26 protein-coding genes, 1 tRNA gene and 1 pseudogene are annotated in these 24,567 nt (G+C 76.4%); 18 read left to right on the plus strand and 10 right to left on the minus strand.

Translation table 11 applies throughout. The features are described 5' to 3' along the window. The first annotated feature begins 32 nt into the window (after positions 1-32). On the plus strand, positions 33-1,259 hold the full coding sequence (gene glgA, locus WAA21_RS02585) for a glycogen synthase (RefSeq protein ID WP_336921178.1): 1,227 nt from the start codon (positions 33-35) through the stop codon (positions 1,257-1,259). On the opposite strand, the gene WAA21_RS02590 is transcribed toward glgA, so the two are convergent. Beyond that, complete coding sequence (locus tag WAA21_RS02590) at positions 1,243-2,058, minus strand: hypothetical protein (protein ID WP_336921179.1); 816 nt, start codon at positions 2,056-2,058, stop codon at positions 1,243-1,245. The two genes, glgA and WAA21_RS02590, sit on opposite strands and share 17 nt — an antisense overlap. A 35-nt stretch (positions 2,059-2,093) precedes the next feature. Here WAA21_RS02590 and WAA21_RS02595 point away from each other — a divergent pair, with 35 nt between their 5' ends. From WAA21_RS02595 to WAA21_RS02610, 4 genes are all read left to right on the plus strand, one after another. After that, positions 2,094-2,891 carry an ABC transporter ATP-binding protein gene (locus WAA21_RS02595; protein ID WP_336921180.1) on the plus strand — a complete coding sequence of 266 codons (798 nt, stop codon included), beginning with the start codon at positions 2,094-2,096 and terminating at the stop codon, positions 2,889-2,891. A 33-nt stretch (positions 2,892-2,924) separates the two neighbouring features. Further along, positions 2,925-3,407, plus strand: a complete 483-nt coding sequence (locus WAA21_RS02600) for an NfeD family protein (RefSeq protein ID WP_336921181.1) — start codon at positions 2,925-2,927, stop codon at positions 3,405-3,407. A 65-nt stretch (positions 3,408-3,472) separates the two neighbouring features. After that, positions 3,473-4,642: an SPFH domain-containing protein gene (locus WAA21_RS02605; RefSeq protein WP_442893220.1), complete on the plus strand. Its 1,170-nt coding sequence runs from the start codon at positions 3,473-3,475 to the stop codon at positions 4,640-4,642. Between the two features lie 46 nt (positions 4,643-4,688). Then, positions 4,689-6,272 carry a cryptochrome/photolyase family protein gene (locus WAA21_RS02610; RefSeq protein ID WP_336921274.1) on the plus strand — a complete coding sequence of 528 codons (1,584 nt, stop codon included), beginning with the start codon at positions 4,689-4,691 and terminating at the stop codon, positions 6,270-6,272. A gap of 27 nt (positions 6,273-6,299) precedes the next feature. Here the strand turns inward: WAA21_RS02610 and WAA21_RS02615 are convergent, their stop codons facing one another. Continuing rightward, the gene (locus tag WAA21_RS02615; protein ID WP_336921275.1) at positions 6,300-7,835 is read right to left on the minus strand and encodes an alkaline phosphatase D family protein; all 1,536 of its coding nucleotides are present in this window, start codon (positions 7,833-7,835) and stop codon (positions 6,300-6,302) included. Between the two features lie 130 nt (positions 7,836-7,965). Between WAA21_RS02615 and WAA21_RS02620 the strand changes: the two genes are divergently transcribed. Then, on the plus strand, positions 7,966-8,745 hold the full coding sequence (locus WAA21_RS02620) for a sulfite exporter TauE/SafE family protein (protein WP_336921183.1): 780 nt from the start codon (positions 7,966-7,968) through the stop codon (positions 8,743-8,745). Positions 8,746-8,750: 5 nt separating this feature from the next. Next, the gene (locus tag WAA21_RS02625) at positions 8,751-9,578 is read left to right on the plus strand and encodes a TrmH family RNA methyltransferase (RefSeq protein WP_336921276.1); all 828 of its coding nucleotides are present in this window, start codon (positions 8,751-8,753) and stop codon (positions 9,576-9,578) included. Between the two features lie 3 nt (positions 9,579-9,581). Here the strand turns inward: WAA21_RS02625 and WAA21_RS02630 are convergent, their stop codons facing one another. Beyond that, a complete protein-coding gene (locus WAA21_RS02630; RefSeq protein WP_336921184.1) occupies positions 9,582-9,833 on the minus strand; it encodes a hypothetical protein in 252 nt (83 codons plus the stop codon). A 109-nt stretch (positions 9,834-9,942) separates the two neighbouring features. Here WAA21_RS02630 and WAA21_RS02635 point away from each other — a divergent pair, with 109 nt between their 5' ends. Continuing rightward, entirely contained in the window at positions 9,943-10,869 is a 927-nt protein-coding gene (locus tag WAA21_RS02635) for a LysR substrate-binding domain-containing protein (protein WP_336921185.1), read from the plus strand. 4 nt (positions 10,870-10,873) lie between these two features. Here WAA21_RS02635 and WAA21_RS02640 read toward each other — a convergent pair whose 3' ends face one another. Next, complete coding sequence (locus WAA21_RS02640) at positions 10,874-11,260, minus strand: SRPBCC family protein (protein ID WP_336921186.1); 387 nt, start codon at positions 11,258-11,260, stop codon at positions 10,874-10,876. After that, positions 11,257-11,883, minus strand: a complete 627-nt coding sequence (locus WAA21_RS02645) for a class I SAM-dependent methyltransferase (RefSeq protein ID WP_336921187.1) — start codon at positions 11,881-11,883, stop codon at positions 11,257-11,259. Before WAA21_RS02645 ends, WAA21_RS02640 begins: the two co-directional genes overlap by 4 nt. A 78-nt stretch (positions 11,884-11,961) precedes the next feature. Between WAA21_RS02645 and WAA21_RS02650 the strand changes: the two genes are divergently transcribed. After that, positions 11,962-13,572, plus strand: a complete 1,611-nt coding sequence (locus WAA21_RS02650; RefSeq protein ID WP_336921188.1) for a glycosyltransferase family 39 protein — start codon at positions 11,962-11,964, stop codon at positions 13,570-13,572. Positions 13,573-13,628: 56 nt separating this feature from the next. Here the strand turns inward: WAA21_RS02650 and WAA21_RS02655 are convergent. Next, positions 13,629-13,712 (minus strand) — tRNA-Leu (locus tag WAA21_RS02655). Positions 13,713-13,895: 183 nt separating this feature from the next. Between WAA21_RS02655 and WAA21_RS02660 the strand changes: the two genes are divergently transcribed. Together WAA21_RS02660 and WAA21_RS02665 are read left to right on the plus strand one after the other, a co-directional pair. After that, complete coding sequence (locus tag WAA21_RS02660; RefSeq protein WP_336921189.1) at positions 13,896-14,720, plus strand: hypothetical protein; 825 nt, start codon at positions 13,896-13,898, stop codon at positions 14,718-14,720. Positions 14,721-14,804: 84 nt separating this feature from the next. Continuing rightward, on the plus strand, positions 14,805-16,103 hold the full coding sequence (locus WAA21_RS02665) for a M20/M25/M40 family metallo-hydrolase (RefSeq protein ID WP_336921190.1): 1,299 nt from the start codon (positions 14,805-14,807) through the stop codon (positions 16,101-16,103). 17 nt (positions 16,104-16,120) lie between these two features. Here the strand turns inward: WAA21_RS02665 and WAA21_RS02670 are convergent, their stop codons facing one another. After that, the gene (locus tag WAA21_RS02670) at positions 16,121-16,327 is read right to left on the minus strand and encodes a DUF5703 family protein (protein ID WP_336921191.1); all 207 of its coding nucleotides are present in this window, start codon (positions 16,325-16,327) and stop codon (positions 16,121-16,123) included. 92 nt (positions 16,328-16,419) lie between these two features. On the opposite strand from WAA21_RS02670, the gene WAA21_RS02675 reads away from it, so the two are divergent. After that, entirely contained in the window at positions 16,420-16,791 is a 372-nt protein-coding gene (locus WAA21_RS02675; RefSeq protein ID WP_336921192.1) for a hypothetical protein, read from the plus strand. A gap of 45 nt (positions 16,792-16,836) precedes the next feature. Here WAA21_RS02675 and WAA21_RS02680 read toward each other — a convergent pair whose 3' ends face one another. Next, positions 16,837-17,760, minus strand: a complete 924-nt coding sequence (locus tag WAA21_RS02680; RefSeq protein ID WP_336921193.1) for an aldo/keto reductase — start codon at positions 17,758-17,760, stop codon at positions 16,837-16,839. Positions 17,761-17,831: 71 nt separating this feature from the next. Between WAA21_RS02680 and WAA21_RS02685 the strand changes: the two genes are divergently transcribed. Both WAA21_RS02685 and WAA21_RS02690 read left to right on the plus strand, forming a co-directional pair. Next, positions 17,832-18,902: an LLM class F420-dependent oxidoreductase gene (locus tag WAA21_RS02685; protein WP_336921194.1), complete on the plus strand. Its 1,071-nt coding sequence runs from the start codon at positions 17,832-17,834 to the stop codon at positions 18,900-18,902. Between the two features lie 59 nt (positions 18,903-18,961). Next, positions 18,962-19,783 carry an undecaprenyl-diphosphate phosphatase gene (locus WAA21_RS02690; RefSeq protein WP_336921195.1) on the plus strand — a complete coding sequence of 274 codons (822 nt, stop codon included), beginning with the start codon at positions 18,962-18,964 and terminating at the stop codon, positions 19,781-19,783. Positions 19,784-19,945: 162 nt separating this feature from the next. On the opposite strand, the pseudogene WAA21_RS02695 reads toward WAA21_RS02690, so the two are convergent. Further along, positions 19,946-20,224 (minus strand): annotated as a pseudogene (locus WAA21_RS02695) (hypothetical protein); the annotation flags it as partial. A 14-nt stretch (positions 20,225-20,238) separates the two neighbouring features. Between WAA21_RS02695 and WAA21_RS02700 the strand changes: the two are divergent. The 4 genes from WAA21_RS02700 (at position 20,239) to mshC (ending at position 23,673) form a co-directional block, all read left to right on the plus strand. Further along, the gene (locus tag WAA21_RS02700) at positions 20,239-20,985 is read left to right on the plus strand and encodes a histidine phosphatase family protein (RefSeq protein WP_336921196.1); all 747 of its coding nucleotides are present in this window, start codon (positions 20,239-20,241) and stop codon (positions 20,983-20,985) included. Positions 20,986-20,994: 9 nt separating this feature from the next. Further along, positions 20,995-21,552, plus strand: coding sequence for a DUF3090 domain-containing protein (locus WAA21_RS02705; protein WP_336921197.1), 558 nt, complete (start codon positions 20,995-20,997; stop codon positions 21,550-21,552). 62 nt (positions 21,553-21,614) lie between these two features. Next, positions 21,615-22,397 carry an SCO1664 family protein gene (locus WAA21_RS02710; protein WP_336921277.1) on the plus strand — a complete coding sequence of 261 codons (783 nt, stop codon included), beginning with the start codon at positions 21,615-21,617 and terminating at the stop codon, positions 22,395-22,397. A 25-nt stretch (positions 22,398-22,422) separates the two neighbouring features. Further along, a complete protein-coding gene (gene mshC, locus WAA21_RS02715; RefSeq protein WP_336921198.1) occupies positions 22,423-23,673 on the plus strand; it encodes a cysteine--1-D-myo-inosityl 2-amino-2-deoxy-alpha-D-glucopyranoside ligase in 1,251 nt (416 codons plus the stop codon). A 31-nt stretch (positions 23,674-23,704) separates the two neighbouring features. On the opposite strand, the gene WAA21_RS02720 is transcribed toward mshC, so the two are convergent. Next, positions 23,705-24,541: a PAC2 family protein gene (locus WAA21_RS02720; protein ID WP_336921199.1), complete on the minus strand. Its 837-nt coding sequence runs from the start codon at positions 24,539-24,541 to the stop codon at positions 23,705-23,707. Between the last annotated feature and the right edge of the window lie 26 nt (positions 24,542-24,567).

Below are 24,567 nucleotides of genomic sequence, written 5' to 3' on the forward strand. Positions count from 1 at the left end.
CGACCCTAGCCGCCTGCCCTAGCGTTGGCGCGGTGCACACAGGTGTGATCACGAAGGAGTGGCCGCCCGCCGTCTACGGCGGCGCCGGTGTCCACGTCGTCGAGCTCGTGCGGGCGCTGCGGGCGGCCGGTCACGAGGTCGACGTCCACGCGTTCGGCGACCCGGAGCCGGGGCCGGGGGTGCACGGGCACCCCGAGCCGGCCGCGCTGGCGGGGGCCAACGCCGCCCTGCGCACCCTCGGCACCGACCTGCAGGTCGCGGCGGCCGTCGACGCCGCCGCCGCGGCGGCCGGCCCGGGCCGTGGCCTCGAGCTCGTGCACTCCCACACCTGGTACGCGAACCTCGCCGGGCACCTCGCCGCCGGCCTCACGGGGGTGCCGCACGTCGTCACCGCGCACAGCCTCGAGCCGATGCGGCCGTGGAAGGCCGAGCAGCTGGGCGGCGGGTACCGCGTGAGCTCGTGGGCGGAGGAGACGGCCTACCGCCACGCCGCGGCGGTCATCGCCGTGAGCGCGGGCATGCGCGCCGACATCCTGCGCAGCTACCCGTTCCTGGACCCCGAGCGCGTGCCGGTCGTCCACAACGGCATCGACTCCGACGACTGGCGGCGCGACGAGGACACCGACGTCGTCGAGCGGCTCGGGGTGGAGCCCGGCCGCCCGGCCGTCGTCTTCGTCGGCCGCATCACCCGGCAGAAGGGCCTGCCGTACCTGCTGCGGGCGTGCGCGGAGCTGCCGCCGGAGGTGCAGCTCGTCCTGCTCGCGGGCGCGCCGGACACGCCCGAGATCGCCGCGGAGGTGCGCGGGCTCGTCGAGGGCCTGCGCGAGCGGCGCGACGGGGTGGTGTGGGTGGAGCAGATGCTGCCGCGCCCGGAGGTGTGCCAGGTGCTGAGCCACGCGACGGTGTTCGTCTGCCCGTCGGTGTACGAGCCGCTCGGCATCGTCAACCTCGAGGCCATGGCGTGCGGCGCCGCGGTCGTCGGCACCGCCACGGGCGGCATCCCCGAGGTCGTCGACGACGGGCGCACCGGGTGGCTGGTGCCGATCGAGCAGGTCGGCGACGGCACGGGCACCCCCGTGGACCCCGACCGGTTCGTCGCCGACCTCGCCCGGACGCTCGGCGAGGCCGTCGCCGACCCCGCCGAGGCGCGCCGGCGCGGCGAGGCGGGCCGGGCCCGCGCGGTCGAGGAGTTCTCGTGGCGCACCGTCGCGGAGCGGACGGTCGCGGTGTACGAGCGGGCGCTCAGCCGGGCAGGCTGACCGCCGCCGCGACGGCGTCGCGCGCCGCTCGGGCGAGCCCCGCGAGGGCCTGCTCCCGCTGGGCCGCCTCCCAGCCGTTGACGGTGCCGCCGGGGGTGCCCTCGGCGACGTCGGCGATGGCGAGCACGTGCTCCGCGCGCGTGAGCAGGCGCAGCGAGCGCGGCCCGACCGTCGGCGGGAGCGGGGCGCCCCCGTCGCGGCGGGCGCTCACGGCCGAGGCCGCCTGCACCGCCTCGTCCGGGCGCCACGAGGCGGCGTCGAGGCGCTCGAGGGCGTCGGCGGCGTCGGCGAGCGCGAGCCGGAACGCCTGGTCGGCCTCGGGCAGGCTCGTCGGCAGGGCCGAGGCCACGACGGGGCCGGCCCGCCACAGCCGCCACGTCGCGAGCCGGCCGACGTCACCCGCCGGGCCGAACTCCTCGATCTCCGGCACGCACCACACGACCAGGGGGTCCCCGCCCGCGGCGCCGAGGTCGACCGCGACGCACTCGCCCGCGTCGACCGCCGCCCCGTGCAGGCTGCCGGGCCCGGGCAGGCCCCGGAGGTCGCCCGGGCGTGGCAGCAGGCACCGGACGGTGACCGGCGCGCGCTCGCCCGCGGCGGCGAGCAGCACGAGCAGGTCCGACAGCCAGCCGTCGTCGGGCACGGGCAGCTCCGGCGGCGGCAGGGAGTCGGTCGCCCACGCCACCCGGTGCGGCTCGTCGTCGCCCGCGACCGCGGCCAGCGCCTCCGACGCCCCGGCCCGACCGGCCGCCACCGCGCCGGCCCACGCGGCCAGCAACGCCGATCGGGGGAGGGTCACCGGAGCAGCGTAGGCACCCCGCTACCGTGGCCCGCATGCCGGACGCCGTGGTCGACCTCGACGGCGTCGCCGTCACCAGGTCGGGGTCCACCCTGCTCAGCGACGTGACGTGGACCGTCCGGGAGGGCGAGCGCTGGGTGGTGCTCGGGCCCAACGGGGCGGGCAAGACGACGCTGTTCGACCTGCTCGCCGCACGGTCGTTCCCCTCGCGCGGGCGCGTGAGCGTGCTGGGCGAGACCCTCGGCGAGGTGGACGTCTTCGAGCTGCGGCCCCGCATCGGGCACAGCAGCGCCTCCCTGGCCGAGGGCGTCCCCGGGCGCGAGCGCGTCCGCGACGTCGTGCTCACCGCCGCCCACGGGGTCGTGGGCCGCTGGCGCGAGGACTACGACGACGTCGACCTGCAGCGCGCGGACGCCCTGCTCGAGGCCTTCGGGGTCGCGGGCCTCGGCGACCGCACCTTCGGCACCCTGTCGGAGGGCGAGCGCAAGCGCGTGCTCGTCGCGCGCGCGGTCATGACCGACCCCGAGCTGCTCCTGCTCGACGAGCCGGCCGCGGGGCTCGACCTGCGCGGGCGGGAGGACCTCGTGACGGGCCTGTCCCGGCTCGCGCACGACCCGGCCGCCCCGACGACCGTCCTCGTCACCCACCACGTGGAGGAGATCCCGCCCGGCTTCGACCACGTCCTGCTGCTGCGCAAGGGGCAGGTGGTCGCCGCGGGGCCGGTGGAGACCGTGCTGACGGCGCGGGCGCTGTCGGATACGTTCGGCCTGGCGCTGCACGTCACGGTCGACGAGGGGCGCTGGAGCGCCCGGGCCGCACGGGCCACCGGGTAGCCGCGGCGGGCGGCGCGCGAGAGGGGAGCTGGGGTGGACTTCCTCCGGGAGACGCAGTGGGTGCTGTGGGTGGCGGGCGCGCTCGTGCTCGGCCTGCTCGAGCTCACGAGCCTCGACTTCGTCTTCGCCATGCTCGTGGCGGGGGCGCTGGCCGCGGGCCTCGTGGCGGTGCTCGGCCTCTCCTTCGCGTGGCAGGTCGCGGCCTTCAGCGTCGTGAGCCTCGTCGGCCTCGTGCTGGTGCGGCCCGCGATCAAGCGCTGGGCGGTCCGGTCGAACCCGGACAGCCCCACAAACGCCGACGCGCTGCCGGGCCGGCGCGCGCTCACCCTCACCGCCGTCGACGACCGCTCGGGCCAGGTGAAGCTCGCGGGCGAGACGTGGTCGGCGCGCTCCGCGGACCGCAGCGCGACGATCCCCGCCGACAGCGACGTCGTCGTGGTCCGCATCGACGGCGCGACGGCGGTCGTCCAGCCCGACCCCGACGGGAGCCCCGTCACGCCGCCGCCCCCGCAGTGACCTGACCCGACCACAGCCGGACCCCGCGCCACCCTCAGAACGGAGCCCCCGTGTCCTTCGGACAGATCCTCACCACCATCGTGCTCATCCTGGTGGTGGTCGTGGTGGCCACCACGATCATCCGGGCCGTCCGCATCGTCCAGCAGGCGACGGCCGTCATCATCGAGCGGCTCGGCAAGTACCAGAAGACGCTCAACGCCGGTCTGCACTTCCTGGTGCCGTTCATCGACCGGCCGCGCGCGACGGTCGACCTCCGCGAGCAGGTCGTCAGCTTCCCGCCGCAGCCGGTCATCACGAGCGACAACCTCGTCGTCAGCATCGACACCGTCATCTACTTCCAGGTCAACGACCCCAAGGCCGCGACGTACGAGATCGCCAACTTCATCCAGGGCATCGAGCAGCTGACCGTCACCACGCTGCGCAACGTCATCGGCTCCCTCGACCTCGAGCAGACCCTCACCAGCCGCGACCAGATCAACGGCCAGCTGCGGGGCGTGCTCGACGAGGCCACGGGCAAGTGGGGGATCCGCGTCAACCGCGTCGAGCTCAAGGCCATCGACCCGCCGCACAGCGTCCAGGACTCGATGGAGAAGCAGATGCGGGCCGAGCGCGACCGCCGCGCCGCGATCCTCACCGCCGAGGGCGTCAAGCAGTCGGCCATCCTCACCGCCGAGGGCGAGAAGCAGTCGGCCATCCTCACCGCCGAGGGCCAGGCGCAGTCGGCCATCCTCAAGGCGCAGGGCGAGTCGCGCGCCATCCAGCAGGTCTTCGAGGCCATCCACAAGGGCAACCCCGACGACAAGCTCCTCGCCTACCAGTACCTGCAGGTGCTGCCCCAGATCGCGCGCGGGCAGAGCAACAAGATGTGGATCGTCCCGAGCGAGCTCACCGAGGCGCTGTCCGGCATCGGCCGCGCGCTCGGCGGCCAGGGCCGCGACACCGGCGGGTACAAGGGCGAGCCCATGGGCGACGACGCGTTCGGCGGGGTCGGCGCGCCCGTGCTCGAGGACCCGGCCGAGGCGCTGGAGCGGGCCAAGGCCGAGGCCGCCGGGGCCACGCGCGACGCCGAGCGCGCCGAGCAGGGAAGCCGACGCGGCCCCGGGGGCGGCGGCATGCCGCCGGCCCGTCCCGACGGGCCCGCCGGGCCGTCGTCGGCTCCGGGCGGGCAGGGTCCCGCGCAGGGTCCCGACGCCGCGGACCCTGCGGGCCCGTCCGCCGACGGTCCGCACGCCTGAGCGGGCGACACCGCTGAGCACGCTGCCGCCGCTCGTCGACCCGGACCTGCCGGAGCAGGACCCCACCTCGACGCGCTGGTGCTTCGCCGACCAGCTCGGGCCGCACTTCCTCGACGGGCCGGCCGCGGACGGTCGCGACGGGGGCGACGTCGTGCTCGTCGAGGCGCTGTCGGTGTTCCGGCGCCGCGCGTTCCACCGCAAGAAGGCGCACCTCGTGCTGTCGGCGCTGCGGCACCGCGCCGCCGAGCTGGGCGAGCGGGCCCGCTACGTGCGCGCCGGCACGTACACCGAGGGCCTCGCCGCGGCCGGCGTCTCGCCGGCGGACCCGGTGTCGGTGTGCGACCCGACCACGTGGGGTGCCCGCCGCCTCGTGCGCCGCCTGGCCGCGGGGGACGTGGGGCCCGGTGCGGGCAGCGTCCGGGTGCTCGCACCGCGCGGCTTCGCCTCCGGCCACGCCGACTTCGCGCGCTGGGTCGACGGGCGGGGCCGGCGCCGGCTGCTGCAGGACGACTGGTACCGCGGGCAGCGCCGCCGCCTCGGCCTGCTCGTCGAGGGCGACGGCGCGCCGTTCGGCGGGCAGTGGTCCTTCGACGAGGACAACCGCGAGCCGCCGCCGCGCGCGGCCGCCACGCTCGTCGGCTCCGACGCGCCGCTCACCGAGCGCCTCGAGGAGCCGTGGTGGCCCGAGGAGGACGACGTGGACGCCGAGGTCCGCGACGAGCTCGACCGGATGGCGCGCGAGGAGGGCGTGACGTTCCTCGGGGAGGACGGCCCGCGCCGTTTCGCCGTGACCCACGACGAGGCGCGGCAGGCGCTGCGGCACTTCCTCGAGCACCGCCTCGACGCGTTCGGGCCGTACGAGGACGCCATGCTCGCCGGCGACCGGTGGATGGCGCACTCGCTGCTGTCCGCCCCCCTCAACCTCGGCCTGCTCGACCCGGTGCGGGTCGCCCGCGACGCCGCGGGCCGGCTACGGCACGGCGCCCGGCTCGCGAGCGTCGAGGGCTTCGTGCGCCAGCTCGTCGGCTGGCGCGACTACGTGTGGCACCTGTACTGGCAGCAGGGCGAGGACTACCGCACCCGAAACGCGCTGCAGGCGCGGCGCGGGCTGCCGGAGTGGTTCGCCGACCTCGACGCCGCGGGCGAGGTGCGCGCCGCGTGCCTGTCCGACGTGCTCGGCAGCGTCCGCGAGGAGGGCTGGGCGCACCACATCCCGCGCCTCATGGTGCTGGGCAACTGGGCGCTGCAGCACCGCTACGACCCGCAGGCGGTCACCGACTGGTTCCACCGGGCCTTCGTCGACGGCTACGACTGGGTCATGGTGCCGAACGTCGTCGGCATGAGCCTGCACGGCGACGGCGGTGTCATGGCGACCAAGCCCTACGCGGCCGGCGGCGCCTACGTCGACCGGATGAGCGACTACTGCGGCCGCTGCCCCTACGACCCCAAGGTGCGCGTCGGCGAGAACGCGTGCCCCTTCACCGCGGGGTACTGGGCCTTCGTCGACGCCAACCGCGACCGCATGGCCACCAACCCCCGCACGTCCCGCGCGGTCTCGGGCCTGGACCGGCTCAAGGACAAGGACGAGCTGCTCGAGCAGGAGCGCCGCCGGGGCCGATCCGCGCCCTGAAGGACACCGGCGGCGCTCCTGTCCGGGTCAGACCTCGAGGGCGCCCCGTACCCCGTCGAGGACCACGTACGAGGCCTGCCGGCGTACCGCCGAGGCGCGGTCGAGCACGTCGTCGGCGAACCAGAGGTCGCCCCGCAGGGCGTCCGGGGTCACCTCGCACGTGAGGTACCCGCGCTGGCGGCCGTTGTAGAACAGCATCTCCGGGTTCTCGGGCAGCGCGGCCTCGAACAGGGCGTTGTTGCCCTTGCCGGAGGTCACCGAGCTGCCCAGGAGCTCCGAGGCGACCACCGGACGGTCGCCGTAGGACAACGTCACGTCGTTCACCATCGCCGCGTGCACGTCGCCCGCGAGGACGACCGGGTTCGGTACCGCGGCCCCGTGCAGGAAGCGGGTGAGCCGCTCCCGAGCGACCGGGTACCCGTCCCACTTGTCGGTGTTGTAGGCCTCGACCGGACCCGGCTCCATGTCGAGCGCCGCCAGGTACACCTGCTGGGCGAGCAGGTTCCACGACGCGCCGGAGCCCGACAGCCGGTCGAACAGCCACTGCTCCTGCTCGGCGCCGAGGATCGTCCGGGTCGGGTCGAACGCCTCCGGCGGCAGGGCCTGGAACGTGGGGCCGGGCAGCTGGACGCTGCGGTACTGACGCGTGTCGAGCATGTCGAACGTCGCGAGCCGGCCGTAGTCCAGAGAGCGGAAGAGCGGGATGGAGGAGCCGCTGGGGCGGGCGGACGCCCGCAGCGGCATGTGCTCCCAGTAGGCCTGGTACGCGGCGGCCCGCCGCGCCGCACGCGTGCTCTCGTTCTGGTTGTTGACGACCTCGTGGTCGTCCGGGACCACCACGAAGGGGAAGGCCGCGTGGGCGTCCTGCAGGTCCGGGTCGGTCCGGTACTGGGCGTGACGGATGCGGTAGCCCTCCAGGGTGTCGACGGTCTCGAAGGGGGCGTGCCGGCGGTCCGGCCCCGCAGGAGGAGAGGCGGGTCCGGCGGCCTCGTAGATGTAGTCACCGAGGTGGAGCACCACGTCGAGGTCCTGCTGGGCGGCGTGCCGGTAGGCGACGAAGTGGCCGACCGGCAGGTTCTGGCACGAGAACGTCGCGAAGCGCAGCGAACGGACCGCGGCGCCCGGGGCGGGGAAGGTCCTCGTGCGCCCGGTCCGGCTCAGGTAGCGGCCCGCCCGGAAGCGGTAGAAGTAGACGCGGTCGGGGTCCAGGCCGGTGACGTCCACGTGCACGGAGTGCGCCTCCCCGGCGGTCGCACGCACCGAGCCCGAGCGCACGGGGTCGGCGAAGGACTCGTCCTCCGCCACCTGCCACACGACGAGCACGTCCCGCGGGGCCATGCCCCCGTCGGCCGCGAGGGGATCCGGAGCCAGTCGCGTCCACAGCGTGACCCCGTCGGGTCGGGGGTCCCCGGACGCCACCCCGAGCGTGAAGGGGTCGTCCGGTGGCGGGGCGGCGAAGGCGGGTCGGGCCGCGACGCCCGTGACAGCGGCGCTCCCGACGGCGGCGACGCCACCTGCGAGCACGGTGCGGCGGGAGGGCCCGGCCGGTGCGGGGGATGTCATCACCGTGCGATCCTGGGCACCCGGTGTGAACGGCGGGAGAACCGGGCGTTGCTCCCGCCCGACGACCGCGTGAACGGGTGCCCCGAGGGCGACGGGGGCCTTCGCCTGCCGTCCGGTACCGTCGCCGCTCGTGCTCGACCTGCTGCTCGCCGCCCTCGCGGGCGCGGGGGCCGGCTTCATCAACGCCGTGGTGGGCAGCGGGACCCTCATCTCCTTCCCGCTGCTGCTCGCGATCGGGCTCCCGCCGGTCAGCGCCAACGTCACGAACAACATCGGCCTGGTCCCGGGGTCCTTCGCCGGGGCCTACGGCTACCGCCGCGAGCTGCGCGGGCAGCGCCGGCGCGTCGCGTGGCTCGTCCCGGCGAGCCTCGCCGGTGGGATCACCGGGGCGCTGCTGCTGCTCGTCCTGCCGCCAGAGGTCTTCTCGACCGTCGTGCCGGTGCTCATCGGCGTCGCGCTCGTCATGGTGCTCGTGCAGCCGCGCGTGCAGTCGGCGCTGCGCCGGCGCCGGCAGCGGATCGCGACGCAGCGCGGCGTCGAGCACGCGGTGCACGACCGCTTCGCGGCCGCGGTGCCCGTGACCGCCTTCACCGGCGTGTACGGCGGCTACTTCGGCGCCGCGCAGGGCGTGCTGCTGCTCGGCTCGCTCGGGGTCGTGCTCGACGAGGACCTGCAGCGCCTCAACGCCCTCAAGAACGTGCTGACGGGTGTGGTCAACCTCGTCGCCGCCGTCGTCTTCGTCGTCGTCGCGCCGGGGGAGATCGTGTGGGCGGTCACGGGCGCCGTCGCGGTCGGGGCGCTGCTGGGCGGGCTGCTGGGCGGCCGGGTGGGACGCCGGCTGCCTGCCACGGTGCTGCGCGCCGTCATCGTCGTCGTCGGCGTCGTCGCGATCGTCGCTCTGCTGCGGTGAGCGACGTGCCCCCGCCCGAGGCGGTCACCGAGCGCGTCGACGACGTCGCCGACCCCCGGCTCCGCGACTACACGTCGCTGACCGACGTGCGGCTGCGCACGGTGCGCGAGCCGGCGGAGGGCCTGTTCATGGCCGAGAGCACGCAGGTGATCCGGCGGGCGCTGCGAGCGGGGCACCGGCTGCGCTCGGTGCTGGTCGCGCCGCGCTGGCTGCCGGACATCCCCGACGTGCTCGAGGCGGCCGCGGCGCAGCGCGCGCCGGTCCTCGTGGCCGAGGAGCCCCTGCTCGAGCAGATCACCGGCTTCCACCTGCACCGCGGCGCGCTCGCGTCGGTGCACCGCCCGGCCCTGCGGCCGGTCGAGGAGGTCGTCGCCGGGGCCCGGCGCGTGGCGGTGGTGGAGGACGTCGTGGACCACACGAACGTGGGCGCCGTCTTCCGCAGCGCCGCCGCGCTCGCGGTCGACGCCGTCCTCGTGACCCCCCGCTGCGCGGACCCGCTCTACCGCCGCAGCGTCCGCGTGTCCATGGGGACGGTGTTCCAGGTGCCGTGGACGCGGGTCGAGCCGTGGCCCGGGTCGCTGCAGCGGCTGCGCGACCTGGGGTTCACCACGGCCGCCCTCGCGCTCGACGAGCGCGCCGAGGACCTCGACGCGCTCGCCGCCGAGCCGCCGGAGCGGCTCGCGTGGGTGCTGGGGACCGAGGGCGACGGGCTGCGGCCGGCGACCGTCGCGGCGGTCGAGCGGGTGGTGCGCATCCCCATGGCGGGCGGGGTGGACTCCCTCAACGTCGCGGCGGCCGCCGCGGTCGCGTTCTGGGCGACCCGCCCGCGCTGAGGCTCAGGCCGCGGAGCGCTCGAAGGCGGCGAGCGTGCGCTCGACCTCGACGGGGTCGACGCCCGTCGCGTGGGCGCGGCCGATCATCGCGAGCACCTCGGCCCGCTCCGCGGGGGTGCGGTAGGCGGCGAGCTCGCGCTCGAGCCGGCGCTGCTCCGCCAGACGCGCGCGGAAGGCGGTCCAGCGCTCGCGCGCGGCGGGACGGTGGGCGGTGCGGTGGGTGGCGCGGGGGTGGGTCGTGGTCAGGGACACCATGGCGATCTCCTCGAGCGGTCGGCGTTCCGGGACGACTCAAGAGTGCGCTCAGCAGGCCGTATGCGTCCAATGACGTCTACAGGGGCAACCCATGCGCTAGCGTCATGCCGTGGACGTCGACGCGCTGCGCTGGTTCCAGCAGGTCGCCGACGGGGCCACCGTCACCGACGTCGCCGCGGTCGAGCACGTGTCGCAGCCGGGCGTGTCCCGGGCGCTCGCCCGGCTCGAGCGGGAGGTCGGCGCCCCGCTGCTCGTGCGGCAGGGTCGGCTGCTGCGGATGACCCGGGCGGGGACGCTGTTCAAGCGCCACGTGGACGCCGCCCTGCACACCCTCGACGACGGCGTCGCCGCGGTGGAGCAGCTGAGCGACCCGGAGAGCGGCACCGTCCACGTCCGCTTCGAGCGGTCGCTCGGCGCCTGGCTCGTGCCCCAGCTGGTCCGTGACTTCCAGCGCGAGCACCCGCGGGTGCGGCTCGTGCTGGAACCGGCGCCGCCCGGGGCGGAGCCCGACGACCCGCAGGTCGACGTCGCCCTCACGAGCAGGCGGCCGACGGGCGGCACGCACCGCTGGCGGCGCCTGCTCACCGAGCCGGTGCTGCTCGCCGTTCCCGCGCGGCACGCCCTCGTGGGGCGCGAGCGCGTCGCCCTCACGGAGGTGCGTCACGAGCCGCTCGTCCTGCTCGCCGCGCCCGCGCCGTTCCGCGGCCTCGTGGACGGCCTGCTGCGTGCGGCCGATGCCGCGGCCACGGACGGCCCGACGACGGCCGAGCCGGGCGGCGGCTGGGACGTGCGGTTCGAGGTGAGCGACCTCGCGACCGTCCAGGGGCTCGTGGCGGCCGGTCTCGGGCTGGCGCTCGTGCCGGCCTCGGCCGTGGACGGGCGCACCGAGGTGCTGCCGCTGTCGGACGTGGGCGCCACCCGCGACGTCGGCGTGGTGTGGCCGTCGGGAGGGGCGCTGCTGCCGTCGGCGCGCCTGTTCCTCTCCCACGTCGCCGACGTCGTCGGTCGCGGCCACGTGGCCGTCGCGTACGGCTGAGCGGCTAGTGCACGAGGCGGTGCAGCGCGACCGTCGCGGGTACCCGGTACAGGCGAGTGACCGGCCACGGGCCGTGGATGAGCACCTCCGCGAGGGTCCCGCCGCCGGGCTCGCGGTGCAGGAAGTGCTCGAGCACCAGCCCGAGCGGACCCACCCGCACGCGCCACGACCACGACAGCGCACGCGCGTCGACGTCGAGCACGACGAAGCGGACCTCCGCGCCGAACAGGCTCCGGACGGTGCCGGAGGCGCCCGCGACGATGACGTCGCTGTCGGCGTCGACCTCGCGCACCTGCGGCGACCACTCGCACCAGCGCTCCGGGCGCGCGTAGCGCTGCCACGCCTCCTCGGGGCTGACCGGACCGCGCGCCCGGGCACGGGCGGGCCTCACGCGGTCCTCACCGCGACGAGCACGTCGGCGAGGTAGCCGAGGCCGGTGCGCCGCCGCGACACGACCCGGAGCCCGTGGTCGGCGAGCACGCGCGGCAGGTCCCGTGGCACCCGGTAGGCGCCGAGGCCCGCCGTGGCCCGCTGCGCGAGGCCCCGCACCGCGCGCTGCACCCCGGTGCGGGGCTCGGCCGGCACGACGACGCCGATGCGGCCGCCCGGCCGCAGCACCCGCGCCACCTCGGCGACGGCGGCGCGCCGCTCCTCGGGGTCGAGCAGGTGCAGCAGCCACGCGGCGGTGACGACGTCGACCGTGCCGTCGCGCAGCGGCAGCCGGGTCGCCTCGGCCCGCACCCGGCAGGCGGCGTCGGTGGGCACGAGCGCGAGCATCGCCGCGCTGCGGTCTGCGGCCACGGTCGGGGCCCCGGGACCACGACCCTCGCGCCCCAGCAGCCGCGGCACCAGGGCGGTGCCGGTACCGACGTCGAGCAGCACCTCGTCGGGCCGCACGCCGAGGGCGTCGAGGAGGGCGCCGAGGCTGCGGCGCTCGAGCGGCTCCGACCAGCGGTAGCGGGAGGCGAGCAGGTCCCAGGGATCGTCTCCCGCTCCCTCGCTCCCGGCCGGCACCGGCTCATGGTGGCACGGCCCCGCTCCGGCGCCGCGCGCCGCAGGAGTGGTCCGGGGGCGGACGGGTACTCCTGACCGGTGACCGTGTCCGCGCCCGTTGCCCGGACGGCGGAGGGGGACCGGTCAGGCGGGTCCCTGACCGCCGTCGCACGGCCGCGTGCGTCCCTGCTCGCCGTCGTCGTCGTCCCCCTCGCCCTCGTCGGGGTGCTGCTCGTCCTGTCGGGGCGCTACGGCTACCACCGCGACGAGCTGTACTTCCGCCTGCTCGCCGACCAGCCGGCATGGGGGTACGTCGACCAGCCCCCGCTCACCCCGCTGGTCGCGCGGGCGGCTGTCGCGCTCCTCGGCGACGGCGCCTGGGCGCTGCGGGTGCCGGCCGCCCTCGCGGCGGGCCTCCTCGCCGCGCTGCTCGCCCTGCTCGCGCGCGAGCTGGGCGGCTCGCCGAGGGCGCAGGTCGTCGCCGCGCTCGGCGCCGCGTCGGCCTCGCCGCTCATCAGCGGGCACCTGCTGCTCACCTCGTCGCTGGACTGGCCGCTGTGGGTGCTCGTCGGCCTCCTCGTCACCCGGGCGCTCCTGCGCGAGCAGCCCGCCTGCTGGGTGTGGGCGGGGGCGGTGGCGGGGGTCGCGCTCGCCAACAAGCTGCTCGTCGTGCTGCTGCTCGTCTCGCTGCTCGCCGCGCTCGTCGCGGTCGGGCCCCGCGACGCCCTGCGCACGCGGTGGCCGTGGCTCGGCGCGCTCGCCGCGCTCGTGGTCGGGGCGCCGACGGTCGTCTACCAGCTGGCGAACGGCCTGCCGCAGCTCGACATGGCGGGCTCGCTCACGGGGTCCACCGCGCGCTGGCTGTTCCTGCCCGGCCAGCTGCTGGTCCTGGGTCCGCCCGGCGCGCTCGTGTGGGGCGCGGGTCTGGTGGCGCTGTGGCGGGGCGCGCGCTGGCGGCCGGTCCGCGTGCTCGGCGCCGCGGCCGTCGCCGGTCTCGGCCTGCTGTTCGCCGTGGCCGGGCAGTTCTACTACTCGACGGGCTTCCTGCTCCTGCTGTGGGCCGTGGGCTCGGTCGCGCTCGCCGACGACGTCGTGCCGGGGCTGCTGCCGTGGCTGCGCGGAGCGCGGCTCGGGCGCTTCGTCGCGGTCAACGTCGTGACCTCCGCCGTCGTCGCGCTGCCGCTGCTGCCGCTGCCGTGGCTCGCGGCGTCCCCCGTGCCGCTGGTCAACCCGGCGGTGGGGGACCAGGTCGGCTGGCAGCGCTACAGCGAGCAGGTGGCCGACGTCGTGCTCGCGCTGCCGCCCGCGGAGCAGCGGCGCACGGTGCTGCTCGCGGAGAACTACGGCGAGGCGGGCGCGCTCGACCGCTACGGGCCGGCGCTGGGCCTCCCGCCCGTCTACTCCGGGCACAACGCGCTGCACGAGGCCGGGCCCCCGCCCGTCGACGCGACCACGACCGTCGCCCTCGTGCAGGACCCCGACCGTCCCGGCGCGGAGGACGCGGTCATGCTGTGGACGCTGCGCTCGACCTTCGAGCGCTGCGAGGTGGCCGGGCGCCTGGACTCCGGCACCGGGGTCCCCAACGAGGAGGAGGGGACGACGATCGTCGTCTGCCGGGGGATGCTGCGGCCGTGGAGCGAGGCGTGGCCGGACCTCGGCTACGTCGGGCTGTCGACGTTCTGCCAGCCCTGCCGACGCCTCGACGGCTGAGGGGGCGCGTGGCCCCGGAGACACGAGAACCCCAGGCCACGGGCCTGGGGCGTGTGTGTCCGAGGGGGGACTTGAACCCCCACCCCCTTTCGGGGACTAGCACCTCAAGCTAGCGCGTCTGCCAATTCCGCCACCCGGACGAGGTGGTGCGACTCCGACCTGCCGGTCGCCGTGATCGCGGTCGGAACCATAGCAGGGGCGGAAACCGCCGAGCACACCCGCAGGTCGTTCCCGGTTGCACGGGCGCGGGGTGGGAGGGTGGGGTGGGAACGGTCTCGTCCACCCGGCCGCGGCACCGCGGCCGTGGCTCCCGAGGAGGGGTAATGCTCGCCAGCCGCGTCGGGCTCGTCGTCGCCGCCACCGTGCTCGCCGCCAGCGGCGGCTGCAACGGTCTGCCCGGGGGTGTCGAGGTCCCGACGTCCCTGCCGACCGGGATCGACGTCCCCACCGGGCTGCCGACGGAGCTGCCGGACCTGCCGGAGCTGCCCGGCGGTGACGACGGGGAGACGGCCGCACCCGCGCCCGTGGACCCGACCGTCGACGGCGAGGCGGCCCCCGCCCCGACCGCCGCGCCGCCGGCGGAGACCGCGGACCCGGCGGACACCGCGGACACCGCGCCGGCGACGGAGCCGGCGCCGGTCGCGTCCGGGACGGAGGAGGCGACCCTCGTCGGGGACGTGGTCGACGGCATCCCCTGGTGGGCGTGGCTCCTGCTCGCGCTCGTCGTCGTCGGGCTCGTCGCGGCGGTCGTCGCCCTGCGCCGCGCCAAGGCGGAGGAGCTGCGCTGGTCGGCCCTGTGGCACGAGCTGACCGGAGAGGCGCGCTGGCTCGACGAACGCGTCGTCCCCGCCGTCCAGGACCGCTCGCTCGACCCGCAGACCGTCGTGACGCGCTGGCAGGACGGCCAGCGCCGCTTCGACGACCTCGACCGCCGGGTCTGGGCGGCGGCCAACGAGGAGCGCAGACCGGCCCGCGTCGCCGACCTCAACGCCATCAGCGAGGCGCTGCTGCGCCTGCGCGACGCCGTCGACACCGAGGTGTCGCTGCGCGCGAGCGGGGTCGAGCAGCCCGGTCTGCCCGACGCGGCCCAGACGGTCGCCGACGCGCGCGACGAGCTGCGGCGGACGGTGAACGCCCGCACCGCCTGAGCCGGGTCGGTGGGTCCGCGCGGCCGCCACCGGGAGCCGTCGCGCCACCGCGGCCGGTCCCGGCGGCGTGCGTAGGGTGGCCGGATGCCGACCGCCGAGGACCTCGTCACCGGGCTGTGCGCCGACCTGCTCCGGATCGACACGTCGAACTACGGCGACGGCTCGGGGCCGGGGGAGCGGGCCGCCGCGGAGCACGTCGCGGGCCTGCTCACCGACGCGGGCCTGAGCCCCGAGGTCGTCGAGAGCGAGCCGGGCCGCGCGAGCGTCGTCGCCCGCTGGTCCGGCGCCGACCCCTCCCGCCCTGCGCTGCTGCTGCACGGGCACCTCGACGTCGTGCCGGCCGTCGCGGGGGACTGGCGGGTGCCACCGTTCAGCGGCGAGGTCGTCGACGGCGAGCTGTGGGGCCGTGGCGCCGTCGACATGAAGGACATGGACGCGATGATCCTCGCGAACGTCCTGGCGATGAGCGCGGCCGGCGAGCGGCCGGCCCGCGACGTCGTCCTCGCGTTCCTCGCCGACGAGGAGGCCGGCGGCATGAAGGGCGCGCGGCACCTCGTCGACACCCGGCGCGAGTGGTTCGAGGACTGCACCGAGGCCGTCAGCGAGGTCGGCGGGTTCTCCCTCGACGTCGACGGCACGCGCGCCTACCTGCTGCAGACGGCGGAGAAGGGGCTGCTGTGGCTGCGGCTCACCGCGACCGGGCGCCCCGGGCACGGCTCGCAGGTGCACGACAGCAACGCCGTGACCCGGCTCGCGGCCGCCGTCGCCCGGATCGGGGCCCACGAGTGGGCGTTCGAGCCGCCGGAGGCCGTCCGCGCCTTCGCCGACGGCTGGTCGCGCCTGAGCGGCCGGGCGCTGCCGCTGCACGACCCCGAGGCGCTCGAGCGCGAGCTCGGCACCACCGCGCGGTGGGTGCGCGCCACCACGCAGAACACGGCCACGCCGACCGTCCTCGACGCGGGCTACAAGCACAACGTCGTGCCGGGGACCGCGAGCGCCCTCGTCGACTGCCGGTTCCTGCCCGGGCAGGAGGACGCCGTCCTCGACACGGTCCGCCGGCTCGCGGGCGACGACGTCTCCGTCGAGGTCGTGCACTCCGACCGGGCCCTGGAGACGAGCGCCGACGGCGCCCTCGTCGAGGCGATGACGGCCGCGCTGCAGGCGGAGGACCCCGGCAGCACCGTCCTGCCGTACTGCCTGTCGGGCGGGACCGACAACAAGCACTTCGACCGGCTCGGCATCCGCGGCTTCGGCTTCGCGCCGCTGCGCCTGCCGGACGGCTTCGACTTCGCCAGCCTCTTCCACGGCACCGACGAGCGCGTGCCCGTCGACGCGCTGCGCTTCGGCGCCCGGACGCTCGGGCGGTTCCTCACGACCTGCTGAGGCGTCCCTCGGGGACGTCAGAGGGTCTTCGCGACCCGCATGACCTTGCGGCGCAGCCACACCTTGCGGGCGCCGCCGACGTAGACCCGGGTCCGCGCCAGCTCCCACTTGCCGTACTCGGCCTCGTCGGCCAGCTGCTGGCGGAGCCGGCCCCGGTCGGCGCCGCGGCCCACGACGAGGACGCGGTACTCGAACTGGGCGGGTGTGCGTGCGAGCGTCGACATCGGGACCGATTGTGCACACGTCCCCCGGCCGTGCCGCCACGGCACACCGAATGCGGTGGGGCAGCGGCGGAGCGCGGCGCTACGGTCTGCACATGTCCGTCGACGCTCGCGCAGCCCTCGACCAGTTCGTCGCTGCCCTGCAGCGCCACTTCGAGGCCGCCGCCGCCCGGCGCTCCGAGCTCGACCCGGTCGTCGTGGCCGCCTACGACGAGCTCGCCGCCGCCTTCGTCGCCTACGACGACGCCCTGTTCGACGCCTTCGACGAGGTCACGCCCTTCGACCTCAGCGACGACGACCGCGACGAGGACGACGACGACGACGACGACGGGTACGACGACGACGACGAGGACGACGACGACGAGGAGGACGACGACGACGACCTCGACGACGACGAGGACGACGAGGACGACGACGAGGACGACGACGAGGACGACGACGCCGCCGAGGGCGCGCGCCGCCTCTGACGGGCCGGCCGGGCGGCGGGTCCCGCCGACCCGGCCCACGGGGGCTCAGCCCGCGGACACCTCGTCGAGCACGGCGACGATCTCGTCGGGCACGACGACGTCGAGACCCCCGAGCGAGCCGCGCAGCTGCGCGGCGGTCCGCGGCCCGGTGACGGCGCTCGCGACGACGTCCCGGCCGAGCAGCCACGCCAGCGCCAGCTCCTGCGGCGCGCAGCCGAGGCCGTCCGCGGCCGTCACGAGGCCGTCGACCACGCGCCGCGCGCGGGAGGTGAGGTGCGGGGCGACGAAGCCGCTGAGGTGCGCGGCCGCGGCCCGGGAGTCCGCAGGCGTGCCGCCGCGGTACTTGCCCGTGAGCACGCCCCGCCCGAGCGGGCCCCACGCGAGGACGCCGAGGCCGAGCGACGCGGCGGCGGGCGCCACCTCCCGCTCGGGCCCCCGGGCGACGAGCGACCACTCGACGCTCGTGGCGACGAGGTCCGGGGCGAGCGTGGCCGCACGCGCGGTCTGCCAGCCGGAGTAGTTGCTCACGCCGGTGTAGCGGGCCCGCCCGGTCGACTGCGCCCACGCGAGCGCCGACAGGGTCTCCTCCAGCGGCACGTGCGGGCTCCACGCCTGCACGAGCCACAGGTCGACGTGGTCGGTGTCGAGGCGCCGCAGCGTGCGGTCGAGCGCCGCCATGAGCCGGCCGCGCGACACGTCGACCCGCGGCGAGGCGAGCTCCCCGTCGACGCCGGCCTTCGCGACGAGGCGTACCTGCTCGCGCGGGACGACCTCGCCGAGCAGCCGACCGAGCACCTCCTCGCCCACCCCGATGCCGGCCGTCGTGTCGAGGGTGGTCCCGCCCGCGTCGAGGTACACCTCGAGCAGGTCCCGGGCCTCGTGCTCGTCGGTGTCGGCGCCCCAGTGCAGCGTGCCCACCGACAGCGCGGACACCACGAGCCCGCTCGACCCGACCGCCCGCTGCTCCACGGGTGGCACCCTATGGCGGCCCCCGGTCCCGGCACCCCGACGGGGCGGGAGCGGTCCCCTAGGGTGCCCGCGTGCGACTCGGTGTGAACCTCGGCTACTGGGGCGCCGGCAACGACGCCGACAACCTCGCCCTCGCCCGCGAGGCCGACCGCCTCGGGTGCAGCGTCGTGTGGGTCGCCGAGGCCTACGGCTCCGACGCGCCGACCGTCATGGCGTGGGTCGCGGCGCAGACCGAGCACATCGACGTCGGCAGCGCCGTCATGCAGGTGCCGGCCCGCACCCCCGCCATGACGGCCATGACCGCCGCGACGCTCGACACCCTGTCCGGGGGCCGCTTCCGGCTCGGTCTCGGGGTGTCGGGCCCGCAGGTGTCCGAGGGCTGGCACGGCGTGCGGTTCGACGACCCGCTGGGCCGCACCCGCGAGTACGTCGACGTCGTCCGGCTCGCGCTGTCGCGCGCGCCCGTCGCCTACGAGGGCCGTCACGTCACGCTCCCGCTGCCCGACGGCCCGGGCAAGGCGCTGCGCCTCACCGTCACGCCGGTGCGCGAGCACGTGCCGCTGTACCTCGCGAGCCTCGGGCCGCGGAACCTGCGGCTCACCGGCGAGGTCGCCGACGGCTGGCTCGGGCTCTTCGTCTCGCCGGAGCACGTGGGCGACTCCCTCGCCCGCATCGAGGAGGGGCGCCGGGCCGCGGGCCACGACGGCCTCGCGGGCTTCGACGTGTGCGCCACCGCCCCGCTCGTCGTGACTCCCGACGGTGGGGGCGCCGGAGCGGTCGCGGCCGCCGCGGACCCCGTGCGGGACTACGTCGCCCTCTACGTCGGCGGCATGGGCAGCCGGCGGCAGAACTTCTACAACGCACTCGCCCGTCGCATGGGCTACGAGGAGGCGGCCGAGGAGGTGCAGCGGCTGTACCTCGAGCGCCGCCCCCGCGACGCCGCCGCGGCCGTGCCCACCGACCTCGTCGACGCCACGAGCCTGCTCGGCCCGCCCGCCCGCGTCGCGGAGCGGATGGCCGCGCTCGCCGACGCGGGCGTGACGACGCTCAACGTCGTCCCCTTCGCGCGCGACCTCGAGGGCCGGCTCGCCATGCTGCGCGCCGCGGTGGAGGCGCTGGAGGCGTCCGGACGCGCCGGGTGACGTGCGCGGCCGCCGTCCGGCGCCGGGGCGGGCGCGCAGGCCGCTAGCGTGACCGCCCGATGACCGGTTACGGCGAGGCGCTCCTGCTGGGACTCGTGCAGGGACTGACGGAGTTCCTCCCCGTCTCCTCCAGCGCGCACCTGCGCGTGGTGGGCGGGCTGCTCGGCGACGACCCGGGGGCCTCCTTCACCGCGGTCACGCAGCTCGGCACGGAGACCGCGGTGCTCCTGTACTTCGCCCGCGACATCGGGCGCATCGTGCGCGCGTGGTGTCTCGCCCTCGTCGGGCGGGTGCCCCGCAGCGACCCGGACGCCCGCATGGGGTGGCTCATCATCGTCGGCTCGGTGCCGATCGGGGTGCTCGGCTACGTGTTCCAGGACCTCATCCGCGACGAGCTGCGGAGCCTGTGGCTCGTCGCGACCACGCTGTGGGTGTTCGCGCTCGTGCTGTGGTGGGCCGACCGCCGTGCCCGGGACGCGCGGCCGCTCACGGAGCTCACGTGGCGCGACGGCCTGCTGTTCGGCCTCGCGCAGTCCCTCGCGCTCGTGCCGGGGGTGTCCCGCTCCGGCGGCACCATCACCGCGGGGCTGCTGCTCGGCTACACCCGCGCCGCCGCCGCGCGGTACTCGTTCCTCCTCGCGATCCCCGCCGTCTTCGGCGCCGGCCTGTTCGAGCTGCGCGAGATCGGTGAGGACACCTCACCGGTCGCCTGGGGGCCGACCCTGCTCGCGACCGGCGTCGCCTTCCTCGTGGCGCTCGCCGCGATCCACTGGTTCCTGCGCTACGTGTCCTCCCACTCCTTCGGCGTCTTCGTCGCGTACCGGATCGGGCTGGCCGGCCTCATCTACGTCCTGCTGCTCACCGGCGCCCTGCCGGCCTGAGGGCGGCGGGGCGCCGGTGAGCGCGAGGACCGCCCGCAGGCCGTCCTCCCGCCCGGGCCAGTGACGACGCAGGGCCGGCTCGCCCGCGGCGCGCAGCACCGCACCGAGCACGAGCACGACCGCCACGAGGTCGTCGAGCAGACCGACGACCGGTACCACGTCGGGCACCAGGTCGACCGGCGAGGCGAGGTAGGCCAGCAGCAGCCACAGCAGCAGCCGGACACGGCACGGCAGGTCCCGGTCGCGAGCCAGACGCGCCACGAGCCGGAGCAGGTCCGGCAGCAGCCGCGCCACCGACGCCAGCCCCGGTCGGCGGGACCCCGCCCGCCACAGCACCGCGACCAGCGCCGCCCACGCCAGGAGGAGGCCGGCCGCGAGGGCGAGGACGACCTGCCACCACTCCGGCCACGCCACCCGCCGAATACTGCCCCCGCCGGCCACGTACGCTGCCGGGCGTGCCCACGCTCCTGCTCGTGCGCCACGGCCGCAGCAGCGCCAACACCTCCGGCGTCCTCGCCGGCCGCACGCCCGGCGTCCAGCTCGACGACACCGGCCGGTCGCAGGTCGCCGCCCTCGCCGAGCGCCTCGCGCCCGTCCCGCTCGTCGCCGTCGTGTCCAGCCCGCTCGAGCGCTGCGTCGCGACCGCCGAGGCCGTCCGCGCCGTCGCCGGGCCGCGCGGGAAGTGGCGGCACCGCCCGGACCTCGAGCTCGACGAGCGGCTCAGCGAGTGCGACTACGGCGAGTGGACGAACCGGCCGCTGCGCGACCTGGCGAAGGAGCCGGCGTGGGCGGTCGTGCAGCAGCACCCGTCCGCGGCCGCGTTCCCGGGCGGGGAGACGCTGCGGGGCGTGCAGGCGCGGGCGCTGGAGGCCGTCCGCGAGACCGACGAGCGGGTGCGCCGCGAGCACGGCGAGGCCGCGGTGTGGTGCGCGGTGTCGCACGGCGACGTCATCAAGGCGGTCCTCGCCGACGCCCTCGGCATGCACCTCGACGCCTTCCAGCGGGTCGTCGTGGACCCCGCCAGCCTCAGCGTCGTCCGCTACACGCCGACCCGGCCCTTCGTGCTGCGCACCAACGACACGGCCGGCAGCACCGACGCGCTCGTCCCGGCGCGCCGCCGACGCGGCCGTCGCGACGCCGTGAGCAGCGGCGACGCCGTCGTCGGCGGGGGAGCGGGAGCCGACCCGGCTCCCCGTGGATAGGGTCGGGGCGTGCCTGTCTACGACTACGAGCGGCCCCGACGGTTCGTCGTGGGCACGGTCGGCGAGCCCGGCCAGCGCACGTTCTTCCTGCAGGCGGTCGACACCGGGCGCGTGACGTCCGTCGCCGTGGAGAAGGCGCAGGTGCAGGTCCTCGCCCAGCGCATCGACGAGCTGCTCGACCTCGTCGTGTCCCGCAGCGGCGGCTCCGCGTCGGTGCCCGCCCTCGCCCCGGACGGCAGCGTCGACACCGAGCCGCTCGAGGCGCCGATCGAGGAAGACTTCCGCGTCGGCGTCATGAGCCTGGCGTGGGACTCCGACCGCGAGCGCGTCGTCATCGAGGCGCTGCAGGTCACCGAGGCCGAGGGCGTCAACGACCCGAGCGAGGCCGTGGAGGCCGACCCGAGCCTCGGCATGCTCCGCGTCGCCCTCGACGGCGCCGCGGCGCGCGCCTTCGTGGTCCGCGCCGAGGCCGTCGTGCAGGCCGGCAGGCCCGCCTGCCCGTTCTGCGGGGACCCGCTCGACCCGGCCGGGCACGTCTGCCCCCGCGCCAACGGGTACCGGCGCTGACGACCGCTCCCGGGCCCGAGCCCGCCGAGGACCGGCCGGGGGAGCCCGGGTACGGCACCCTCCTGCGCACCGGGGACATCAGCGTCCTCGGCCGGCTCGTGTCGGCGTCCAACGCCACGCTGCTCGTCGAGGTGACGCTGGGCTACGGCCCCGGCCCGCGCTCGGCCCGCGCCGTGTACAAGCCCGTGCGCGGCGAGCGGCCGCTGTGGGACTTCCCGCACGGCACCCTCGCGGACCGGGAGGTCGCGACGTACCTCGTGTCGGAGGAGCTCGGGTGGGGCACCGTCCCGCTCACGGTCATGCGCGAGGAGGGCCCCTTCGGTCGGGGCAGCCTCCAGCTGTGGATCGAGGAGCGGCAGGACGACGGCCTCGTCGACGTCGTCGACCCGGACCACGTGCCCGACGGCTGGTGGACGGTCCTGGAGGCGGAGGGCGCGGCCGGGGAGCCGGTCGTGCTGTGCCACGCCGACGTCGCCGCGCTGCGCCGGATGGCCGTCCTCGACGTCGTGGCGAACAACGCCGACCGCAAGGGCGGTCACGTCCTGCACGCCCTCGACGGGTCCGTGCGCGGCGTCGACCACGGCCTCACCTTCCACACCGAGGACAAGCTGCGCACCGTGCTGTGGGGCTGGGCGGGTGAGCCGCTGGCGGCCGATGACCGCGCCGACCTCGAGCGGCTCGTGGCCGCCCTCGGCCGCGACGGGGCCCTCGGGGACCGGCTCCTGGAGCACCTGCTGCCCGAGGAGGTCGAGGTCGCCCACGAGCGTGCGTGCGAGCTGCTCGGCCGCGGCGAGATGCCCGGCCCGGGCGGTCGCTGGCCGGCGATCCCCTGGCCCGCGTTCTGACGGACGCCTCGTAGGCTGGCCCGTCGTGAGGTCCTGGCCCGCACCGTCCGTGCCCGCCCTGCCCGGCGAGGGCCGTCCCGTCCGGCTCCACGACACCGCCACCGGTGCCGCGCGGGAGGTGGTGGCCGGCGGGGCGGCGGGACTGTACGTGTGCGGCATCACCCCCTACGACGCCGCGCACCTCGGCCACGCCGCCACCTACGTCGCCTTCGACCTCCTCGTGCGGGCGTGGCGCGACGCGGGGCTCGACGTCACGTACGTGCAGAACGTCACCGACGTCGACGACCCGCTCCTGGAACGTGCCGCGCGCGACGGCGTCGACTGGCGCGAGCTCGCCGAGAGCCAGCTCGACGTCTTCCGCGACGACATGACGGCGCTCGCGGTCCTGCCCCCGGACGCCCTGGTCGGGGTCACCGAGGTCGTCGACGAGGTCGGCGCGCTCGTGCTGCGCCTGGAGCGGGCCGGCGCCGCGTACCGGCTCGCGCAGCCCGACGACGCGGGCGCGCCGGACGACGTGTACTTCGACGTCGGTGCCGACGACGCCTTCGGGGCGGTGTCGCACCTGGACCGCGCCACGATGCTCGAGCTGTCCGCCGAGCGCGGCGGGGACCCCGGCCGCGAGGGCAAGAAGGACCCGCTGGACCCGCTGCTGTGGCGCGGCGCGCGGCCGGGCGAGCCGTCGTGGGCCGTGTCCGGGCTGCCCGAGGGCCGCCCCGGCTGGCACGTGGAGTGCGTCGCCATCGCCACGGGCCGGCTGCACCCCGTCCACGTGCAGGGCGGCGGGTCCGACCTCGTCTTCCCCCACCACGAGATGGGCGCCTCCCACGGCGCCGCGGCGGGCGTGCGGCCCTACGCCGAGGCCTACGCCCACGCCGGGATGGTGGCGCTGGACGGGGAGAAGATGAGCAAGTCGAAGGGCAATCTCGAGTTCGTCCACCGGCTCACCGCCGCGGGCGTCCCCGCCGCCGCCGTCCGGCTCGCCCTGCTCGCCCACCACTACCGCAGCGACTGGTCGTGGGACGCCGGGGAGGTCGACGGCGCCGTGGCGCGCCTGGCCCGCTGGCGCGCCGCGGTGTCCCACGAGGGCGGTCCCGAGGCCGCCTCGACGCTGCAGGCGCTGCGCGACGCGCTCGCCGACGACCTCGACGCGCCCGCGGCGCTGCGGACGGTCGACGCGTGGTGCGCCCGGCAGGAGGCCGGCACCGAGGTCACCGAGCTCGGCGCGCCGGGCCTGGTGGCCCGGGCCGCGGACGCGCTGCTCGGCGTGCGGCTGTAGCCGCTGCGACCGGCGCCGCCGCCCGCGGGACTCAGCGGTCGCGGCGGCGCAGGTAGCGCTCGAACTCCCGCGCGATCGCCTCGCCGCTGGCCTCCGGGAGCTCGGCGGTGTCACGGGCCTGCTCCAGCTGCGCGACGTACTCCGCGATCTCCTCGTCCTCCTGCGCGAGGTCGTCGACGCCGCGCTGCCACGCCTCCGCCTCCTCGCGCAGCTCGGCGACGGGGCTCGACAGCCCGGTGAGGTCCTCCAGGCGCCCGAGGAGCGCGAGCGTCGACTTCGGGTTCGGCGGTTGGGCGACGTAGTGCGGGACCGCCGCCCACAGCGACACGCCGAGCAGCCCCGACGCCGACGCCTCGTGCTGCAGCACCCCGACGATGCCCGTCGGCCCCTCGTACGTCGACAGGTCCAGCCCCCACGCCTCGGCCCGCGCCGGGTCCTGCACGGTCGCCGAGACCGGGATCGGCCGGGTGTGCGGCACGTCGGTGAGGAGGGCGGCGAGCGTGAACAGCCGTCCCACGTGGTGGGCGCGCGCGACGTCGAGCAGCTCGGCGCAGAACGCGCGCCAGCGGGTCGACGGCTCCGTCCCGTCGACCAGCAGCACGCTGCGGCCGTGGACCCGGGCGCGCAGCACGCGCGTGCCGGGCCACTCCAGGCCGCGCGAGCCGTCCTCGTTGACGACCGCCTCGGGACGATTCACCTGGAAGTCGTAGTACGGCTCCGGGTCGATCTCGGCGACGACCTCGGCGTCCCACGCCTCGACGAGGTGCGAGACGGCGTCGCTCGCGCTGTCCGCGGCGTCGTTCCAGCCGCGGAACGCTGCCACCAGCAGCGGCGTGTCGTCGGCGCCGCCCGGGCCGTCGTCCGTCATGGCACCTCCAGCTCGCGGGGACGGGC

The sequence above is a fragment of the Aquipuribacter sp. SD81 genome (assembly GCF_037153975.1).
Taxonomy (GTDB): Bacteria; Actinomycetota; Actinomycetes; order Actinomycetales; family JBBAYJ01; genus Aquipuribacter.